Raw genomic sequence first — 15,461 nt, 5'->3', positions numbered from 1 at the left:
GTCAAATTGGAGAACGATAAAAAAATGCATATCAGGTTAATCGCGCTTGAGCAGGCGTAACTTGAGCATCAGGTACGGGCTGAAACCAATGCTCCAGGATGAATTGCAGGGTAGAGCTGCCGTTGAACTCGTTTATCTGTAGTCGGTAAATCGCCTCTATGACATCTGGAAGCGGGTTTGCGTGGGAGAATAATATAGCGTCATAAAGAATATCCGGTTTCATTTGCCTTCCATCTCTGATCCTGGTTTCATGCCTCCTCAGTTTTAATTTCAGATGCTTTTGCCCAACCACGCGCTGATCTTCCACATAGAAGCAGCTACTGAATGTGGGTGGTGCAAAACCCTGACCCCATATCTGTTCCGTAAGATGCCGTGCCAGTTCCAGATTCATTTCGGATTCGTCCAGGTCTCCGTCGGTTTCGATAATATGCTTGAGATCGGCCGGAGCGAGCAACGCCTGTGCAGTTTGCTCGAACGCATCGCGAAATCTTTCGAAATCGCCAGTAAGTATGGTCAACCCGGCCGCGGCCGCATGACCGCCGAATTTCAGCAAAAGACCCGGGTAGCGTTTGGAAACGAGATCCAGCGCATCCCGTAGATGAAATCCCGTAATGGATCTCCCCGAACCTTTCAATTCGCCATTACTGCCAGGCGCGAATGCGATGACGGGGCGATGGAACTTATCCTTGATGCGCGATGCAAGTATGCCTATCACGCCTTGATGCCAGGCTGGATCGAACAGGCTCAGGCTATGGGTATCCAGCGCCTTTATAGTTGGGTATTGTGAATGGGGTGTCGGTGCCGGAAGGAGAGCGTTCTCCAGCATCGTTAACGCACTATCCTGCATATCCGCCTCGATTTCCCGGCGTTTGCGGTTAAGCGTATCGAGTTGCAGGGCTATTTGCGAAGCGCGGGATGCATCATCTGTAATGAGACACTCAATGCCCAGGGACATATCGTCGAGCCGTCCCGCTGCGTTCAATCTCGGCCCCAGCATGAAACCCAGTTCATAGGCGGAAACGTGCTGAAAATCCCGCCGTGAAACTTGCAGGAGCGCGTTGATGCCTGCGCAGGCGCGCCCCTTGCGGATACGCTGCAAACCCTGGTGTACTAAAATCCGGTTGTTGTCATCGAGTTTTACGACATCGGCTACGGTGCCCAGTGCAACCAGATCCATCAGGCTGGCGAGGTTAGGTTCCTTTTGAGGAGGGCGAAAAACCCCATTGGCCCGCAACTCGGCCCGTAACGCCAGCATCAGATAAAACATCACGCCGACGCCGGCGAGATGTTTGCTGGGGAAATCGCAGCCGGGCTGGTTGGGATTCACGATCACAGCGGCATCCGGCAATTCATCCCCGGGCAGGTGATGATCGGTAACGAGCACTTGCATACCGAGCCGGTTGGCTTCAGCTACGCCTTCCACGCTGGCTATGCCATTATCCACCGTGATCAGTATATCGGGACGGGTTGCCCCACCGGTCGCGGTTGCGCCTGTGGTACCGGCTGCAATACGCACGATCTCCGGCGTGAGACCATAACCGTATTCGAAGCGGTTGGGGACAAGATAATCGACTACCGCGCCGAACTGCCTCAAGGCACGGATGCCGACTGCGCATGCGGTGGCGCCGTCGGAATCATAATCGGCTACGATCAGGAGACGTTTTCGAGCCAGAATTGCCTCGGCAAGAAATCGCGCCATTAGTGAAACATTCTTCAGGCGATCGAATGGGATCAGCCTGGACCAGTCCACTTCGAGCTGGACTGGTTCTTCGATACCGCGCGCAGCAAAGACGCGAGCCAGTACGGGATGGAAGCCGTGCCCGAGCAGCGCATCGAAAGCATGCGACGGATAGACCCGCTGGATCGTGTTGGACATGCGTCAGGAAATCTTGGATCAGCCGCTACCGGAGTACACTGCAGTCAGAGTTCATCGACCTGTTCAGCAATAGTCCGTCCGACTGAATAAATAGTTAGGTTGAAGTGCGACTGCCGGGAAGGGCATCCATTCAGCATTTGCTGACCAGGGTTCAAAAATGGTAGTGTGCGCCGAAACCAAGGTAGTCGACTCTTTGTCTGAAAAATTGCCCAGTGGGAGAATTTCCATGAAAATATTCTACCAGGAACAGGAGTTTCCGACCAAATGCCTGGAAGTGATCCAATTGTACACCTGCCCTCGCGGATACATCGGCGTTCCAGTTATTCTGTTCATGGTTTTTGATGTCAACCGCTGCAATTGGTCTCATTGATACAGACTCGATGCGCCAGGGACTTCTGAACTCGACGCCATATTGTATTGACCACGGTTTGATTGTCGACGGTTCCTTGTGAAAGATGCCTCCTCCTCCGCCGTAGACTCGTAATCCATACGGGAGCTCATACGACAGCCTGAGATCGGCTCCTTCATAGCTGAGGTTGATCCGCTCGAAATTGGTTAACCTGCGCAGCAAAAACTCGTCGCCAAGATGTGAGCTCTGGTGATAGATGCGGCCGAAAGCGGAAAAGTTGCCTGCTCGCATACTTCCGTAGGCCGAAGCGATAAAATCGGTATTGATGAGATCCGCAGAGGGCGCGCCGAGATTGAAGTCGCTGAAGACAGCGGCCTGGAGGCCGGCTTCCCATTGCACCGTGGATTTTCCGAAATTACCACGGTAGAACGGAATCGTTTCCCCGAAGCTGACAGCGCCATTGCTATTTCCATCAATGTTGTTTCCAACATAATTACGGTACGCGGCCGAGAAATGGGCCCATCGGGGATCAGCCAGCAATGGTTTGAACAGATGACCTTCAGGCAGCATTCCGGTGGCGAGAACTGCCGGACCCGCTGCGGGCACCCCTTCACTCGCAACTGCCTCTTCTGGCGCCGGCCCCCGCGAGGTAGCGGCAGGTTGCTGAATAGGTTTGAATGCATCGCGCTGAGCGGGACCACCAGCAATATTTTCCGACACAGTCACCCCAGTGACTCCCGGAATCTGTGCCAGTGCCTGCACAATCGAGATACGGTTGTCCGGTGTCAGTTTATTTGCCGGCACTGTAATGATGCCATCCCGCACGATCAACGTCGGAATTTCGACCTTGAAGCCATGCTTGAGGATCCCAGCGGCATAACCGGCAATATAGGCGTCCTCGGTTACCGCAGCGTTGACCGTTGATGTAAAAAACAACAACGCCGCAGCGATGATAGAAAGATGTCGCACGGTATTTCCCTTTTTTAAAGTCTTGTTTGAGGATGAGGTGGTTCTGTAGCTTTTGCTTTTTTTAGCTTGCAACTCATGGATTATCATTTCCAGCAGCCGCGCGTCTGAATTCTTGAACATTATTGAGGAGCAAAAATCTGGTCGGTACGGTGGCGCACATAAAATACCTGGGTGGCCTTTCGATTATCACCGATGTTGCCACTTGGGGTATTATGTGGATAAGGTCAATTTCGGGTGCCCGATCAGGCAGGAGCCGGCAATGCAATGGCTTTTCCTTTCCATCGCAATTACCAGTGAAGTCATTGCGACTTCCGCTTTGAAGTCGAGTAACGGATTCACGCAGCTGTGGCCGTCCCTTGTAGTGATAGCGGGCTACGCCGCCGCCTTTTTTCCTGTCTCTTACCTTGCGCACAATCCCCATGGGAATCACCTACGCTATCTGGTCTGGCGTCGGCATCGTGCCCGTCACGCTTATTGCCTGGCTCGCTTTCGGACAAACACTCGATGGCCCCGCTATACTTGGACTGGCGCTTATCGTCGCTGGCGTGATTGTCCTGAACGTGTTTTCCAGGTTAGCGACCCATTAACATACACCTACTATTCACCTTGAAGCGGGGAGAGCCTCATGAGGATACTTGAAATGGCAGCCGGGAACTCCACCAAGAAATTATTGCGCGTCCAGCGCGGGGGAGAGCAGCACTGGGTTGGCGACGGGTTCCCCGTGCGAACGCTTTTCGCTTATTCGAACCTGGGGCCGATGATCACCCCCTTTCTGCTTCTCGATCATGCTGGCCCCATGGAATTTCCGCCGACTGAAAAACGCCTGGGTGTCGGCGAACACCCGCATCGCGGATTCGAGACGGTCACTATCGTATATAGCGGCGAGGTGGAGCATCGCGACAGTTCCGGCAGCGGTGGCATTATTGGCCCCGGTGACGTGCAATGGATGACGGCGGCGTCCGGCCTAGTCCATGAAGAATTTCATGGCGGCGATTTTGCGCGGCAAGGCGGCATGCTGGAAATGGTGCAGTTGTGGGTCAATCTGCCCGCAAAAGACAAGAGCTCCCCACCGCGCTACCAAAGCATATCGAATAGCCAGATTCCCGCACTGAATCTCCCCGGCGGTTATGGAACGCTGCGCGTCATCGCCGGCGAGTTTGGCGGTATAAAGGGACCTGCGCGAACGTTTACGCCGATTCATGTGTGGGATCTTCATCTGGCGAGCGAGCAGCCGTTCTGCCTCCCGACACCCGAAGGGTACACCACGTTGCTGGTGGTACTCAAAGGTTCGCTAAACGTGAACGGCTCTGAAACGATCCGGGCGGCAGAGGTTGGCCTGTTTGATCGGGTTGGCGATCAAATTTGCATTGATAACGCACAAAATGCAACCGTGCTGCTGCTTTGCGGCGAGCCGATCGACGAACCGATTGTGGGAAGCGGCCCTTTTGTCATGAACAAGCCAGAGGAAATCAGACAGGCGATTACCGATTACCAAAGCGGCAGGATGGGACGTTTGTCATAGTTCCCACATTTGCCGCAGCTGTCATGAAGGGCAGGCAAGTTCGCCCAAGTCAAGATTTCCTCACTGAGTGACCCTGTATCACTACCATGGTCGTTTAATCTTCGCTTCTGGCGACAGGTCGCGGTGACGTCATCAAATAGCCGGTTACATCTTGCTATCCCGACGTGTATTGGTGTGATTCCGATCATCCATGCTGGATGGGCTGCGGTTTTGGTACCGTGCCGCCTGAAGAGCGGATGATCGATTGCCACGCACTTCTTCAGAATAGTTATTCATTCCCGCCCCTGTACGTCCGTTAGAACATATCTTCCTACCCGACACATTCACCGTTAACTGTTTTTCCTTCCTGCCCTCACCGGCTTCGTCCGTACTACCTGCTCGCGCGCCGACAGGAATGGAGTGTCAATTTGTCCTTGAACTCGGGACGTAGTGATCCATTTGCGCCCTGAAGGTGTACCAAGGTCCAATTGACCCTACTGCCGAGGTTGTTACGATGCACACATGACCTGAAAGGCTTTTTTCTTGGGCTTGAATCCTGATCACACTGCCCGGACTGCATTGATCTTCAAGTTTTTACCTCAGTTATCAGATGAGCATCGGTAAATCGGAGTACACGTAGCGTGAGCATAAAAATTTTCTTGCGAGCAGGGGTATTTCTAATACTTTTATTTTCTGCAAACACCCATGCAATTCCCATATTTCAGCCCGACTTTGCGCGTTCTTTGGATGGAGATGCCCATGACGCGCAATATGGCAGCCTCACCAGGATCAGCACGGGGGCTGATGATGTTCCGATACTTGCAAATCCTCTCCTGTGGAACCAGCCTACTGCCGCGAATGCTGCGCCATTGACTGATTATCCGGGCGGAATCGGTATATTTTATGGCGTTCACTCGGTCTTTGGGAGTGATTTTTCGGGTCTGGATATGATGAGTTTTCTCATCCTGGACCATCCGTTTGCGGATTTCATCGACGCAGCGCATATTGTCGGATCAGGTGATGATAAAAACGCCGCTGATGAATTTTTTGCCCTGTTAGGCATTTCACTGGAGGACCCGCTAACAGCCGAAAAACATTCACAGGCATTTATTCGGAAAACCTCACCGGCTGCGGCGCCTGCAATAGTTCGGCAAGGTTCGCGAGATGATTGTCCGCAACCGCGCCAGGAGCAGTCGCAAAAGCGAGGAGGAAGTCTTTGCCCCGAAGAGATTGGGTCGGGCGGCGGTAGCGGTTCTGGCAGGGGTGGCAGGGGCCGAGTCTCAATGCCCGGGGGTGGCGGAAGTGCTGGCCTGGGTCCCCAAAAGAGCATTATGGATGGCAGCGGCTTCGGTGGCGGTGGCGGCCCTGGTGGAAGCGGAGGCGGTGGTGGTACTGGCCAAAGCGACGCTGGAGGCGCTGGCGCCGATACAGGTTCCGATAGTGCTAACCCTGGTACTGGTATTGCAGGTAACGGAGATGCCGATAGCGGGTTCGATTTTGACAACCCGGATGGCGGGGGTGCGGGTGGTGGTTCCGGCATTGGCGGTGCCGATGGCGGCGGGGCTGGTGGAAACGGAAACCAGGGCGAGGACGGAATCATCCCCAATGAAATCAGCACTGTTCCGGAACCGTCGACATTGGCGCTTCTTGCGCTTGGCTTTATCGGTCTCTTCATCGCGCGTAAAAGTGGCCGGAAGCAATCAGGATAAGTATCGGAAGTTTTCTCGAAAATTGGAGCTGTCGGTAGATGCCGATGTTTATTGATCCAATGCTTGCTCGTTGTGTTTCCTTTTAACCTAAATCCGGTAGTCGGACGGGGTGAAGGGTACGGTTTTTGGGGTGCAGGGCAGTCAACTACCGGATTTAGGTTTAAGGATGCAGAACGGGAGTGGCGAACTATATCTTTTACGCGGACATATCCAGGTTTTTGCTTCGGAGGTTTCCTTCTCTTTTTTCTTCTTCCTGCTGGGCAGGGCAATATAATAGCCAGCTATTATTTATAGTAATGTCGGAGAATCTGGCGTAGGTTTTCTTGTCAAATCCGAGTGTGCGACTTATTGTTGATTAAGGGGTGGCGATGGTGTGTGAGGTTGATGGACGGAACTCTTTTGGTTTTCGTCTGCAATAAGGAGATTTCATTGATGAAGCGGAGCCTGGGCATAACACGCTTGCTGCTGGTTTCGGCGGGAATATTGGCTTTAGCTGCTGTGGCGCCCCCCGCATTTTCTGATAATGCCGTCAAGCTAAGAATACTGGTCATCACGACAGGTGAGGTAGCGGAAGATCTGGGATTCGCCTATATCGGCCCCGTCCTTGACGAAATGGAAGTGCCATATGATGTATTGAATGCCCGGACACAGGATTTAACGGCCGCCATGCTCGCCTCATCTTCGACCGGCGTCGGTTGCAAGGCTGAGGATGCGGGCTGTGTAGGCAACTATAACGGCGTCATCCTTACCGACGCCGATCTGGTTCCAGGCTTCACGCCATCGGAATGGGACATACTACATAATTACCAGAAAAACTTCGGCGTCCGCCAAGCGGTGCTGTCAGGATGGCCAGCCACCTATACGGATCCGCAACCTCCTCATGGAGTCTACCTGGATTATGGCCTTGCCTATTCGTCAAGCGGCAATGACTTCGATGCCAAGTGGACGGTGCCTGCCGCTTATAGCAAGGAGATTTTTGAGTATGTGAACCAGGCGAGTCCGTTTCAAATTACAGACTTTGCCTTCGCGGCCAACCCTCGAAGTGATGCCAACCGCCTGCGGGACGGTTCCATACCGCACGTCGATCCCATTCTGCGAACCCGAAATGGCGAGGCGCTGATATCGATTGTGCGATACATGATGCCTTCCCAGGCAACGCCTGTACGCGAGGTTATGATCTCGACTATCACGAACGCGTCGTACCTTGTCCATTCCAATGTTTTGGCCTACGAGTTCATCAACTGGGTGACACAAGGCATATTCGTGGGCTCACGCTTTGTCTATATGGCTGCCCATATGGACGACTTGTTTCGCCATAGTAAATTATGGGATCCCGGTCTCAAAAAAGAACATCCCGTCATGACCTATCGCTTGAACAGTGCTGACATCAACAATACAGTGCGTAGACAGCAGGCGTTTCGTGCCGCACATCCACTAGCCGGTAATTTCAAGCTGGATTTTCCATTCAACGGTGCGGGCGCGGTTGTCGATCCAGAAGCGGCGCCGCTGGCCGCGAATTTGACGGAAGACCTGGTTGCGGCGGTAGTGGCCAACAAAGCAGATTTTCGTTTTATCAACCATACCTTCACTCACGCGGATTTGGATAAGGCGCCGATTCCAGCGGATGCCCCCTGCGATGAGGCTAGATTTACCAACGTCGCGGCCATCCGCGCGGAAATTACCAAGAACCAGGCGGTTTGGGCGCTTCTGGATCTTCCCGAGAGAAGTCAAAACAACCGAGTGCTGATAAGCGGCGCCCACTCAGGCTTGAGAGACCGCAAATGCACGGAGGATCCTGCTTTGCACCCTGATATGTTTGACCTTCAAGCTGATGACATAGCATTTGATGCGGGTGGCGCCAATCCGCTATTCCTTGAAGCAGCCGCCAGCGTGGGCGTGGAGTATCTCGGTGCCGACGCATCGCAGCGGGCGGAGAACATCGAACAATATATCGCTCAGTACGAAGATGGTAGCGGAACGGATCGACTGATGCTGCCGCGCTGGCCAACCAATATTTTCTATAACGTGACGAATCCATCCCAGTTGGAAGATGAGTACAACTATATTTACAATGGGAGATTTATCAATGCAGGGCGAAATCCATGTGAAATACCCGAAGCTATCTGCTCTCCCCGGAATTATGCTGAAATCCTCATGGTGGAAGCAGATATGGCATTACGACATATGCTGACATTCAATATGTGGCCTCATTTTTTCCATCAGGCGAATTTGGCTAGATACGACGAAAGCGGTAATACACTGGAATTTGACTGGCTCAATGCGGTTTTCGTGGAATATGAGCAACTGTTCAATTTGCCCGTCAGGAATTTACCATATTATCTGATCGGTGACGGTACCGCGGAAAGTCTCAACGTCAAGTCTGCGATTATCCACGCGCAATGGAATCGCACGACCAATCAGATTATCCTGTCTGCAAACAAAGCTGTACCGAACCTTCGTGTCACGGGACTCTCTGGTGGAGAGCTGTACGGCGGCCAATTTATCCGCGCTGTCAACGTAGATACAAACGCAACCGCGCACGTTGTCGACCGCGGGTTGACCCAATGAGTATGCAACGCTTCTTGGCTTTTCGCATCCTGCCGGTTATTGCGCTTTCCATTTTCATTGTCATAGGAGCCCCGGTAGCGGCACAGACGGTATCGAAAAAAACTGATGAGGCAACTCAGCAAGCCAGTGATGAGGCTAGAAAGAAGATACGAAAGGCAAATGACTTCAAGCTGAAAACAGGAGAGCTGTTGTTTCCCAAACAGGCAGAATCTCTGGCGAAGGGTTATAAAGAGACAGCGGAGATTATCGCCCGACAAGGCGGCGACCCCAAGCCCATCCTTGACGCCGCAGCCTATTTCGAGGGCCAGTCCGAGCTTGTTTCAAGAGTCAATGCGAGTAATAAGCCTTCCGTTCGGTGAACACACTTACATGCGTTTTTTTTCTGGCAAGGCAAGTTTCGCCTTGGCAGCGGGCAGCACTGTCTTATCCACGAATTTGTGCTTGAGCGTGAGCTTCTGGCCGATTTGCAGCAGACGGCCCGTACCCCCGTTCCATGACCTTATTTGCTCTACCGTGACGTCATGGCGTTTGGCAATGCCCAAAAGCGAATCGCCTTTTCTGACAGCGTAGACGAAATTGTGTTCGAGCATTTTCGGCGTGGCGGGTTTGTCGCTCATAACCGAAATATCCATACCTTCGGCGCTCCCATTACGGGGAACGAGCAAAATCTGTCCTGCCGTTATCGCGCCGCTCGTATCAATATCGTTGATTTCCTTCAGTCGCCCGACGCTGATCCCATGCCGAGCCGAGATTTTTTCTATCGTCTCGTCTTTTTTTGCCTCGTAGGCTTGCCACGATACCAAGGGTCTGTCATGAATTTTCAGATTTTCCACAAAGACATCCACTTTTTCCGCTGGAAGCAGCAGCGTACGCGGTCCGTCGATATTAATGACCGGCCGATTATGGCCTGGATTAAGCGCTTTAAACTCATCCACGGAAATTTCAGCAAGCTTCGCCGCCACCTTTACATCGATATGACGGGTCGCTTCGACTTGGCCGAAATAAGGCTCGTTGGGAATGGATTCAAGCTCAATCCCGAAGGCGGCCGGGTTCAAGATAATATTTCTGATTGCGATCAGTCTGGGAACATAGTTTCGGGTTTCAGGCGGCAGCGCGATATTATGAAAATCCTCCGGAAGGCCGCTGCTGCGGTTCTTCATGAGCGAACGTCCCACCGCACCTTCACCCCAATTATATGAAGCCAGTACCAGTTCCCAGTCGCCGAAGATGCGATGGAGGTTTTGCAGATAATCAAGTGCGGCGCCGGTGGCGGTGACTATGTCCCGACGTTCGTCATACCACCAATTCTGTTTCAAGCCATAATTCTTCCCCGTGGATGGGATGAACTGCCAGATGCCGGCGGCACTTCGATTGGAATAGGCCTTTGGATTGAACGCACTTTCGATGATAGGCAGCAGGGCGATCTCGGCAGGCATGCCGCGGCGCTCCACCTCTTCAACGATATGGAAGAGGTAGCGTTTACCGCGCTCGACGATGCGCTTTATATATTCAGGACGATCAACATAAAAATCTTCGTTGCTGCGCACCTTTTCACCATCCAGTTTAGCCATGGCAAAGCCATTACGAATGCGTTGCCATAAATCAACGGGGAGAGGAGGCGCTATCTTGCGCGCGGGCGGACTCGCTTCGATGATGGGAATGACTGGATCGCTTTCTGCGATGGGAAGCGTGTTCGATTTGTCGTGCGCAAGCTCCGCAATCGACTGACCAGCATGTTCTTCTGCGTTTGCTGCGAGACTCGCGGCTGTCAGCATGAGACTGGTAATCAAAACTAAAGTGAGCCGTTGCACTTCCATGGTTATTATTGACCTTTTGCCGAGGTTTTATTTGGAGAAAATTCGCTGGGGTAGGGCCTCATTCTAAAATTGAACCTAAATCCGGTAGTTGGACGGGGAGAAGTGTACTGTTTTTGGGGTGCAGGGCAAGGCACAACGACGCGGAATGCGCTCGCGCAGGGCGGAGCAGTGCCTTCCGCAGGAAGGTGCGCCCCCGAAGCGGGATGCGGGCGCCCGCTTGCGTGTGGAACGCGATCGCGGCATCCCCTGCGCTGCCCCCGATCCCCGCTGCGCGGGGCCCCTCGGGCGACGCTTCGGGGCGCCGTTCCATTCCAAGGAGTTGCAACGCGGCCCTGTGCCGCAAAAACTGTGCAATTCATATGAAATATTGTTATTAATCATGACACTGATCTATTAAATGAGCGGTCAACTACCGGATTTAGGTTTAATCGAGCTGCACAAGGCATTATCCCGTGGCAGCAATCGCTAAACGGATATCAATCCCATCAAAAAGCAATAGGTGAGCTATAACGGCGGGACCTGCCCCGTGCATGGCTGCTACGGGCCAGACAAGAAATTTATCCTCGTGTTGCAGGTTGAGTCCCGAATGCCGCCAGTTCTACCGCCGGCAGTGGTTGCCACCCTGGTTTCCGATGTTCTGCGATGACATTGGTAAAAATACCGCCGCGCACGTAAAATTTGGCAGTGAGACGTAGATACCTTGGCTCCAGGACGGCAACGAGGTCATCGGCAATACGGTTGGTTACCGCCTCGTGAAACGCTTTTTCATTCCGATAAGACCAGATGTAGAGCTTGAGGCTTTTAAGCTCGACGCAGTTTACGTTTGGAATGTAATCCAGAATCAGGGTGGCAAAATCCGGTTGTCCGGTTTTTGGACAAAGGCAGGTAAACTCCGGAATTTCCATATGAATATGATAATCCCGCGCCGGTGCGGGGTTCGGAAAAACTTCCAAGTCGGTCGTGGGGTTGCTGGGCATTCTCTTATCTCTTTCAAATCGGTTAGAATTGTCTACCCTGGGGTGTGGTCGTTGCTCAATAGCCCAGAATAACTTCAGGGCTTTTTTCAAGGCTATCTTTTCGATCTGCTCAATTATAACTGGTTGCGAACGACAAGTTGCGTCTCTCCCGCATCAAACTAGCCGGGTTCAAATCCTTTGTCGACCCTACCGAGATTCCCCTTCCAGGGGATCTGGTCGGGGTTGTGGGCCCCAATGGCTGCGGAAAATCCAATGTGATCGACGCCGTGCGCTGGGTCTTGGGCGAATCGCGCGCGTCTGCGTTGCGCGGCGAATCCATGCAGGATGTGATTTTTAACGGTTCCGCGAATCGCAAACCGGTGGGAAGAGCCAGCGTAGAGCTGATGTTCGACAACAATCTTGGCAGGGCAGCCGGGCAGTGGTCGAGTTATGCGGAGATTTCCATCAAGCGGATATTGCGTCGCGATGGTGAATCAACCTATCACATCAATAATATCCATGTCCGCCGGCGGGACGTCGCGGATATCTTTCTTGGCACTGGAGTGGGCGGGCGCGGCTACGCCATTATCGAGCAGGGAATGATTTCTCGCATTATCGAAGCAAGGCCGGAGGAGTTGCGCGTACTTCTGGAGGAGGCAGCGGGCATTTCCAGATATCGCGAGCGCCGCCGTGAAACTGAATCGCGCCTGGCCGATACACGCGACAATCTTCTGCGGATAAGCGATATTTGCCAGGAACTGGAAAAGCAGTTAATACGCCTGGAACGACAGGCCGAGGTGGCCCGACGCTTCAATGACGTGAAAGATCAATTGCATAAAGCACAAAACCTTTTATGGTACGCCCGCAAACAGGAAGCCGCCGCGCAACGTACCCTTGCGGAAAAAGAGCTCCGATCGCTGCAGACCTCGCTGGAAATGGAAAGCGCGCGCCTGCGCGATGCAGAAAAACGCCTGGAAGAGAAGCGCGCTCATCATTATGCCATGGGCGACCTCCTGCATGAGTATCAGGGCGAGCTTTATACAGCCAATGCGGAAGTAGCGCATACCGAACAGCAAATCCGACACGTGCGTGAAAACCATCATCGCATGGCGCAACAAATCGAGGCAGTGAAGAGTCAGCTTGAGAACCACAAAAAACAAGTGGAAGATGCGGCTGAAAGTTTGAGCCGCTGGCGTGGGGAATTTGAACGGGCGCGCCTGGCCCGTGAAGCCGGCAAACAAAAAGCTGTGGCAGAGAACGAAAAATTGCCGGTGGCGGACTCCGCTTTTCGCTTATGCCAGGAGAAATTTACCGAAACGCAGCGTGAGGTGTTGGTGGTTGAGCAGGCTGGTCAACTGGAAGAAAGTAATCGGGCCCACGCGGCAAAAAACTTCCAGCAGCTTGAGTTGCGACGAGTACGGCTAACGGCTGAGCGAAATTCCTCGCCCCAACCGGAAATCGAAACACTATCCGGTTTAACCCGGCAAGCGGAGGCCAGCGCGGCTGATCTCAAAAACAAACAGGAAACGCTCTCGCAAACTGAAAGCCTGCTGCTGAATGCCGAGGAAGTGAAACGCGAGTTTTCGCGTAAAGTGCAAATGCTGGAGCAACAGATTGTACGGACTGAAGCGCGGCTTGGTGCCTTGGAGCGCTTGCAGAGCCGTCTCGAAGGCAGCGAGGGACTGAGCGCATGGATCGCCCGGCATCAGCTCGATACACTGCCGCGTTTGTGGCAACACATCCAGATTGAGAAAGGGTGGGAAGATGCGCTTGAAGCGGTGCTGCGCGAGCGCCTGAACAGTGTGCGGCTCGGCCAATTGGAGATGGCGCGTGAGTGGGCGGACGATCCTCCTCCGGGGAAATGGGCGCTGTTCGAGTTAGCCAGGCCAGCGACCCAAGGGTTACAGGGAATATCGGGCGAACAACAGCAAGACGCAAGAGGAAGGGAGAGTTGGATACCGCTGCAATCGTATCTGGCTTGCGATCATGCAGAAACAAAACCTGTTTTGGACGAATGGCTGGGTGGAATATTCGTGGCCGAGGATGTGCGGACTGGTCTTTCGCAACGAACAAGTTTATCTTCGCGCGAATTGCTGGTCACTCGCGAGGGCCATATCATTACATGCCACAGTCTTACCTATTATGCTCCCGATTCGCAGTTACATGGCGTATTGGCCCGGCAACGCGAGATAGCCCAGATCAAAGTCGAAGTGGATGCGCTGAGAGTAAGCCTCGCGGATGAGAAAGCCGAGCTGGATATGGCGGAGGAAGCCTGCCATGCACTCGAATCGTCTGTATCTTGTCTGCGTGATGATATCGGGGATCTCCAGCAACTGCATCACAACGTACAAATGCAGGCGTTGAAGCTCACTCAACTCGCTGACCGTACTAGTCAGCGGCATAAGCAGATTGACAGCGAACTGGCTGAAATCGGGCAGCAGGCAACGGCAGAGTCCTTCCGGAAGCAGGAGGCTGAAGAAAAATTGATGCGGTATCGGGTTCAGGCCGAAGCGCTGCAACAGCAGATACAAAAGGAAAAACAAGCGCGGGAAGCAGCGGAACAGTTTTTGGATGCACAGCGCCAGCGCGTACGGATTGCCGAGAAGGAAATGCAGGAGGGGGCATTTCACGAAAAAACCTGCTTGAATAAAATTGCCGAAGCGGAAAATTCCATTCGGTATATTGGTGAAAATGCCGTTGAGCTTGAAGCTCATCTGGAAAAATTGCAAGCCGCGCAGAGTGATTTTGATGAAACGCAACTGAGCAGCCTGCTTCAGGAACGACTGGCGTTGCGTGAACAGCGTGAAGAGAGATTGGCGGTTGCGCGCAATGCCCTTGAAGATGCGGCCAGCGAACTGCGGGAAATAGAGCAGGAACGCATGACTTCCGAGCAAAAATTGCACCCGCTGCGGGAAGGCATCAACCAGGTGCGCCTCAAGGAACAAGAGGCGCGAATTGCCGAGGATCAGTTTGGCGGGCAATTAAAGGAATCAGGTGCCTCGGAGCAGGAACTGATCCACTCTCTTGGGAAAACACGGCCTTTCGCTTTGCAGGCCGAGATAAACCGGATGAATGGAGAAATCGCTGCCTTGGGGGCAGTCAATCCGGGTGCGCTCGATGAGCTGGAATCTTGCCAGACGCGCAAAACCTATCTGGATTCACAATCACAGGATCTGGAGGAGGCATCGGAGACGCTTAAAAATGCCATCCGGCAAATAGATCGTGAAACCCGCGAACGACTGCTGGAGACGGTCGAAAAGGTCAACGGCCATCTGGAAGACATGTTCCCCACCATGTTCGGTGGCGGGCAGGCGAAGCTGATATTGAGAGGTGAGGAAATTCTCGATGCAGGCATACAAATTTTCGCCCAACCGCCGGGTAAGAAGAACAGTTCTATCAACCTTCTGTCCGGCGGTGAAAAAGCGCTCACTGCGCTGGCGTTTGTGTTCTCGCTGTTTCAGCTCAATCCCGCGCCGTTTTGCCTGTTGGATGAAGTGGATGCCCCTCTGGATGATAGCAACACCGAGCGGTTCTGCAATCTGGTGCGGAAGATGTCGCTTCGGACCCAGTTCATATTTATCAGTCATAATAAGATCACGATGGGCATCGCTCAGCAATTAATTGGCGTCACCATGCAGGAAAAAGGCGTTTCACGGGTGGTTGCGGTAGAAATCGAAGAGGCTGTCAGACTGAGTAGCGCTTCCATGGCGACTTGA

10 protein-coding genes and 1 pseudogene are annotated in these 15,461 nt (G+C 53.2%); 7 read left to right on the top strand and 4 right to left on the bottom strand.

The window, feature by feature from the left end:
* Positions 1–31: 31 nt before the first annotated feature.
* Positions 32–1,876: a single-stranded-DNA-specific exonuclease RecJ gene (gene recJ, locus F822_RS05060; RefSeq protein ID WP_025040347.1), complete on the bottom strand. Its 1,845-nt coding sequence runs from the start codon at positions 1,874–1,876 to the stop codon at positions 32–34.
* 151 nt (positions 1,877–2,027) lie between these two features.
* Positions 2,028–3,194: a DUF1207 domain-containing protein gene (locus tag F822_RS05055; protein WP_025040346.1), complete on the bottom strand. Its 1,167-nt coding sequence runs from the start codon at positions 3,192–3,194 to the stop codon at positions 2,028–2,030.
* A 259-nt stretch (positions 3,195–3,453) separates the two neighbouring features.
* Between F822_RS05055 and F822_RS05050 the strand changes: the two are divergent.
* The 5 genes and pseudogenes from F822_RS05050 (at position 3,454) to F822_RS05030 (ending at position 9,331) form a co-directional block, all read left to right on the top strand.
* Positions 3,454–3,781: pseudogene (locus F822_RS05050) on the top strand (DMT family transporter).
* 38 nt (positions 3,782–3,819) lie between these two features.
* Positions 3,820–4,716, top strand: a complete 897-nt coding sequence (locus F822_RS05045) for a pirin family protein (RefSeq protein ID WP_407938230.1) — start codon at positions 3,820–3,822, stop codon at positions 4,714–4,716.
* A gap of 926 nt (positions 4,717–5,642) precedes the next feature.
* Positions 5,643–6,404, top strand: coding sequence for a PEP-CTERM sorting domain-containing protein (locus F822_RS15860; RefSeq protein WP_407938232.1), 762 nt, complete (start codon positions 5,643–5,645; stop codon positions 6,402–6,404).
* 432 nt (positions 6,405–6,836) lie between these two features.
* Positions 6,837–8,972, top strand: coding sequence for an Agd3-related carbohydrate deacetylase (locus F822_RS05035; RefSeq protein ID WP_025040343.1), 2,136 nt, complete (start codon positions 6,837–6,839; stop codon positions 8,970–8,972).
* Entirely contained in the window at positions 8,969–9,331 is a 363-nt protein-coding gene (locus F822_RS05030; protein ID WP_025040342.1) for a hypothetical protein, read from the top strand. Before F822_RS05035 ends, F822_RS05030 begins: the two co-directional genes overlap by 4 nt.
* A gap of 6 nt (positions 9,332–9,337) precedes the next feature.
* Here the strand turns inward: F822_RS05030 and F822_RS05025 are convergent, their stop codons facing one another.
* Positions 9,338–10,747 (bottom strand): transglycosylase SLT domain-containing protein, encoded by a 1,410-nt coding sequence (locus tag F822_RS05025; protein WP_231623572.1) that lies wholly within the window; start codon positions 10,745–10,747, stop codon positions 9,338–9,340.
* Between the two features lie 130 nt (positions 10,748–10,877).
* Between F822_RS05025 and F822_RS05020 the strand changes: the two genes are divergently transcribed.
* Positions 10,878–11,186 carry a hypothetical protein gene (locus tag F822_RS05020; protein WP_156304343.1) on the top strand — a complete coding sequence of 103 codons (309 nt, stop codon included), beginning with the start codon at positions 10,878–10,880 and terminating at the stop codon, positions 11,184–11,186.
* A gap of 160 nt (positions 11,187–11,346) precedes the next feature.
* On the opposite strand, the gene queF is transcribed toward F822_RS05020, so the two are convergent.
* Entirely contained in the window at positions 11,347–11,766 is a 420-nt protein-coding gene (gene queF / locus F822_RS05015; RefSeq protein ID WP_025040339.1) for a preQ(1) synthase, read from the bottom strand.
* Between the two features lie 137 nt (positions 11,767–11,903).
* Here queF and smc point away from each other — a divergent pair, with 137 nt between their 5' ends.
* Complete coding sequence (gene smc, locus F822_RS05010; protein WP_025040338.1) at positions 11,904–15,461, top strand: chromosome segregation protein SMC; 3,558 nt, start codon at positions 11,904–11,906, stop codon at positions 15,459–15,461.

Origin of the sequence: Nitrosospira briensis C-128 (assembly GCF_000619905.2) — a bacterium.
Lineage (GTDB): Bacteria > Pseudomonadota > Gammaproteobacteria > Burkholderiales > Nitrosomonadaceae > Nitrosospira > Nitrosospira briensis.
Note: the sequence above shows the minus strand (reverse complement) of the source record. Positions and strands in the feature narration are given on the sequence as shown.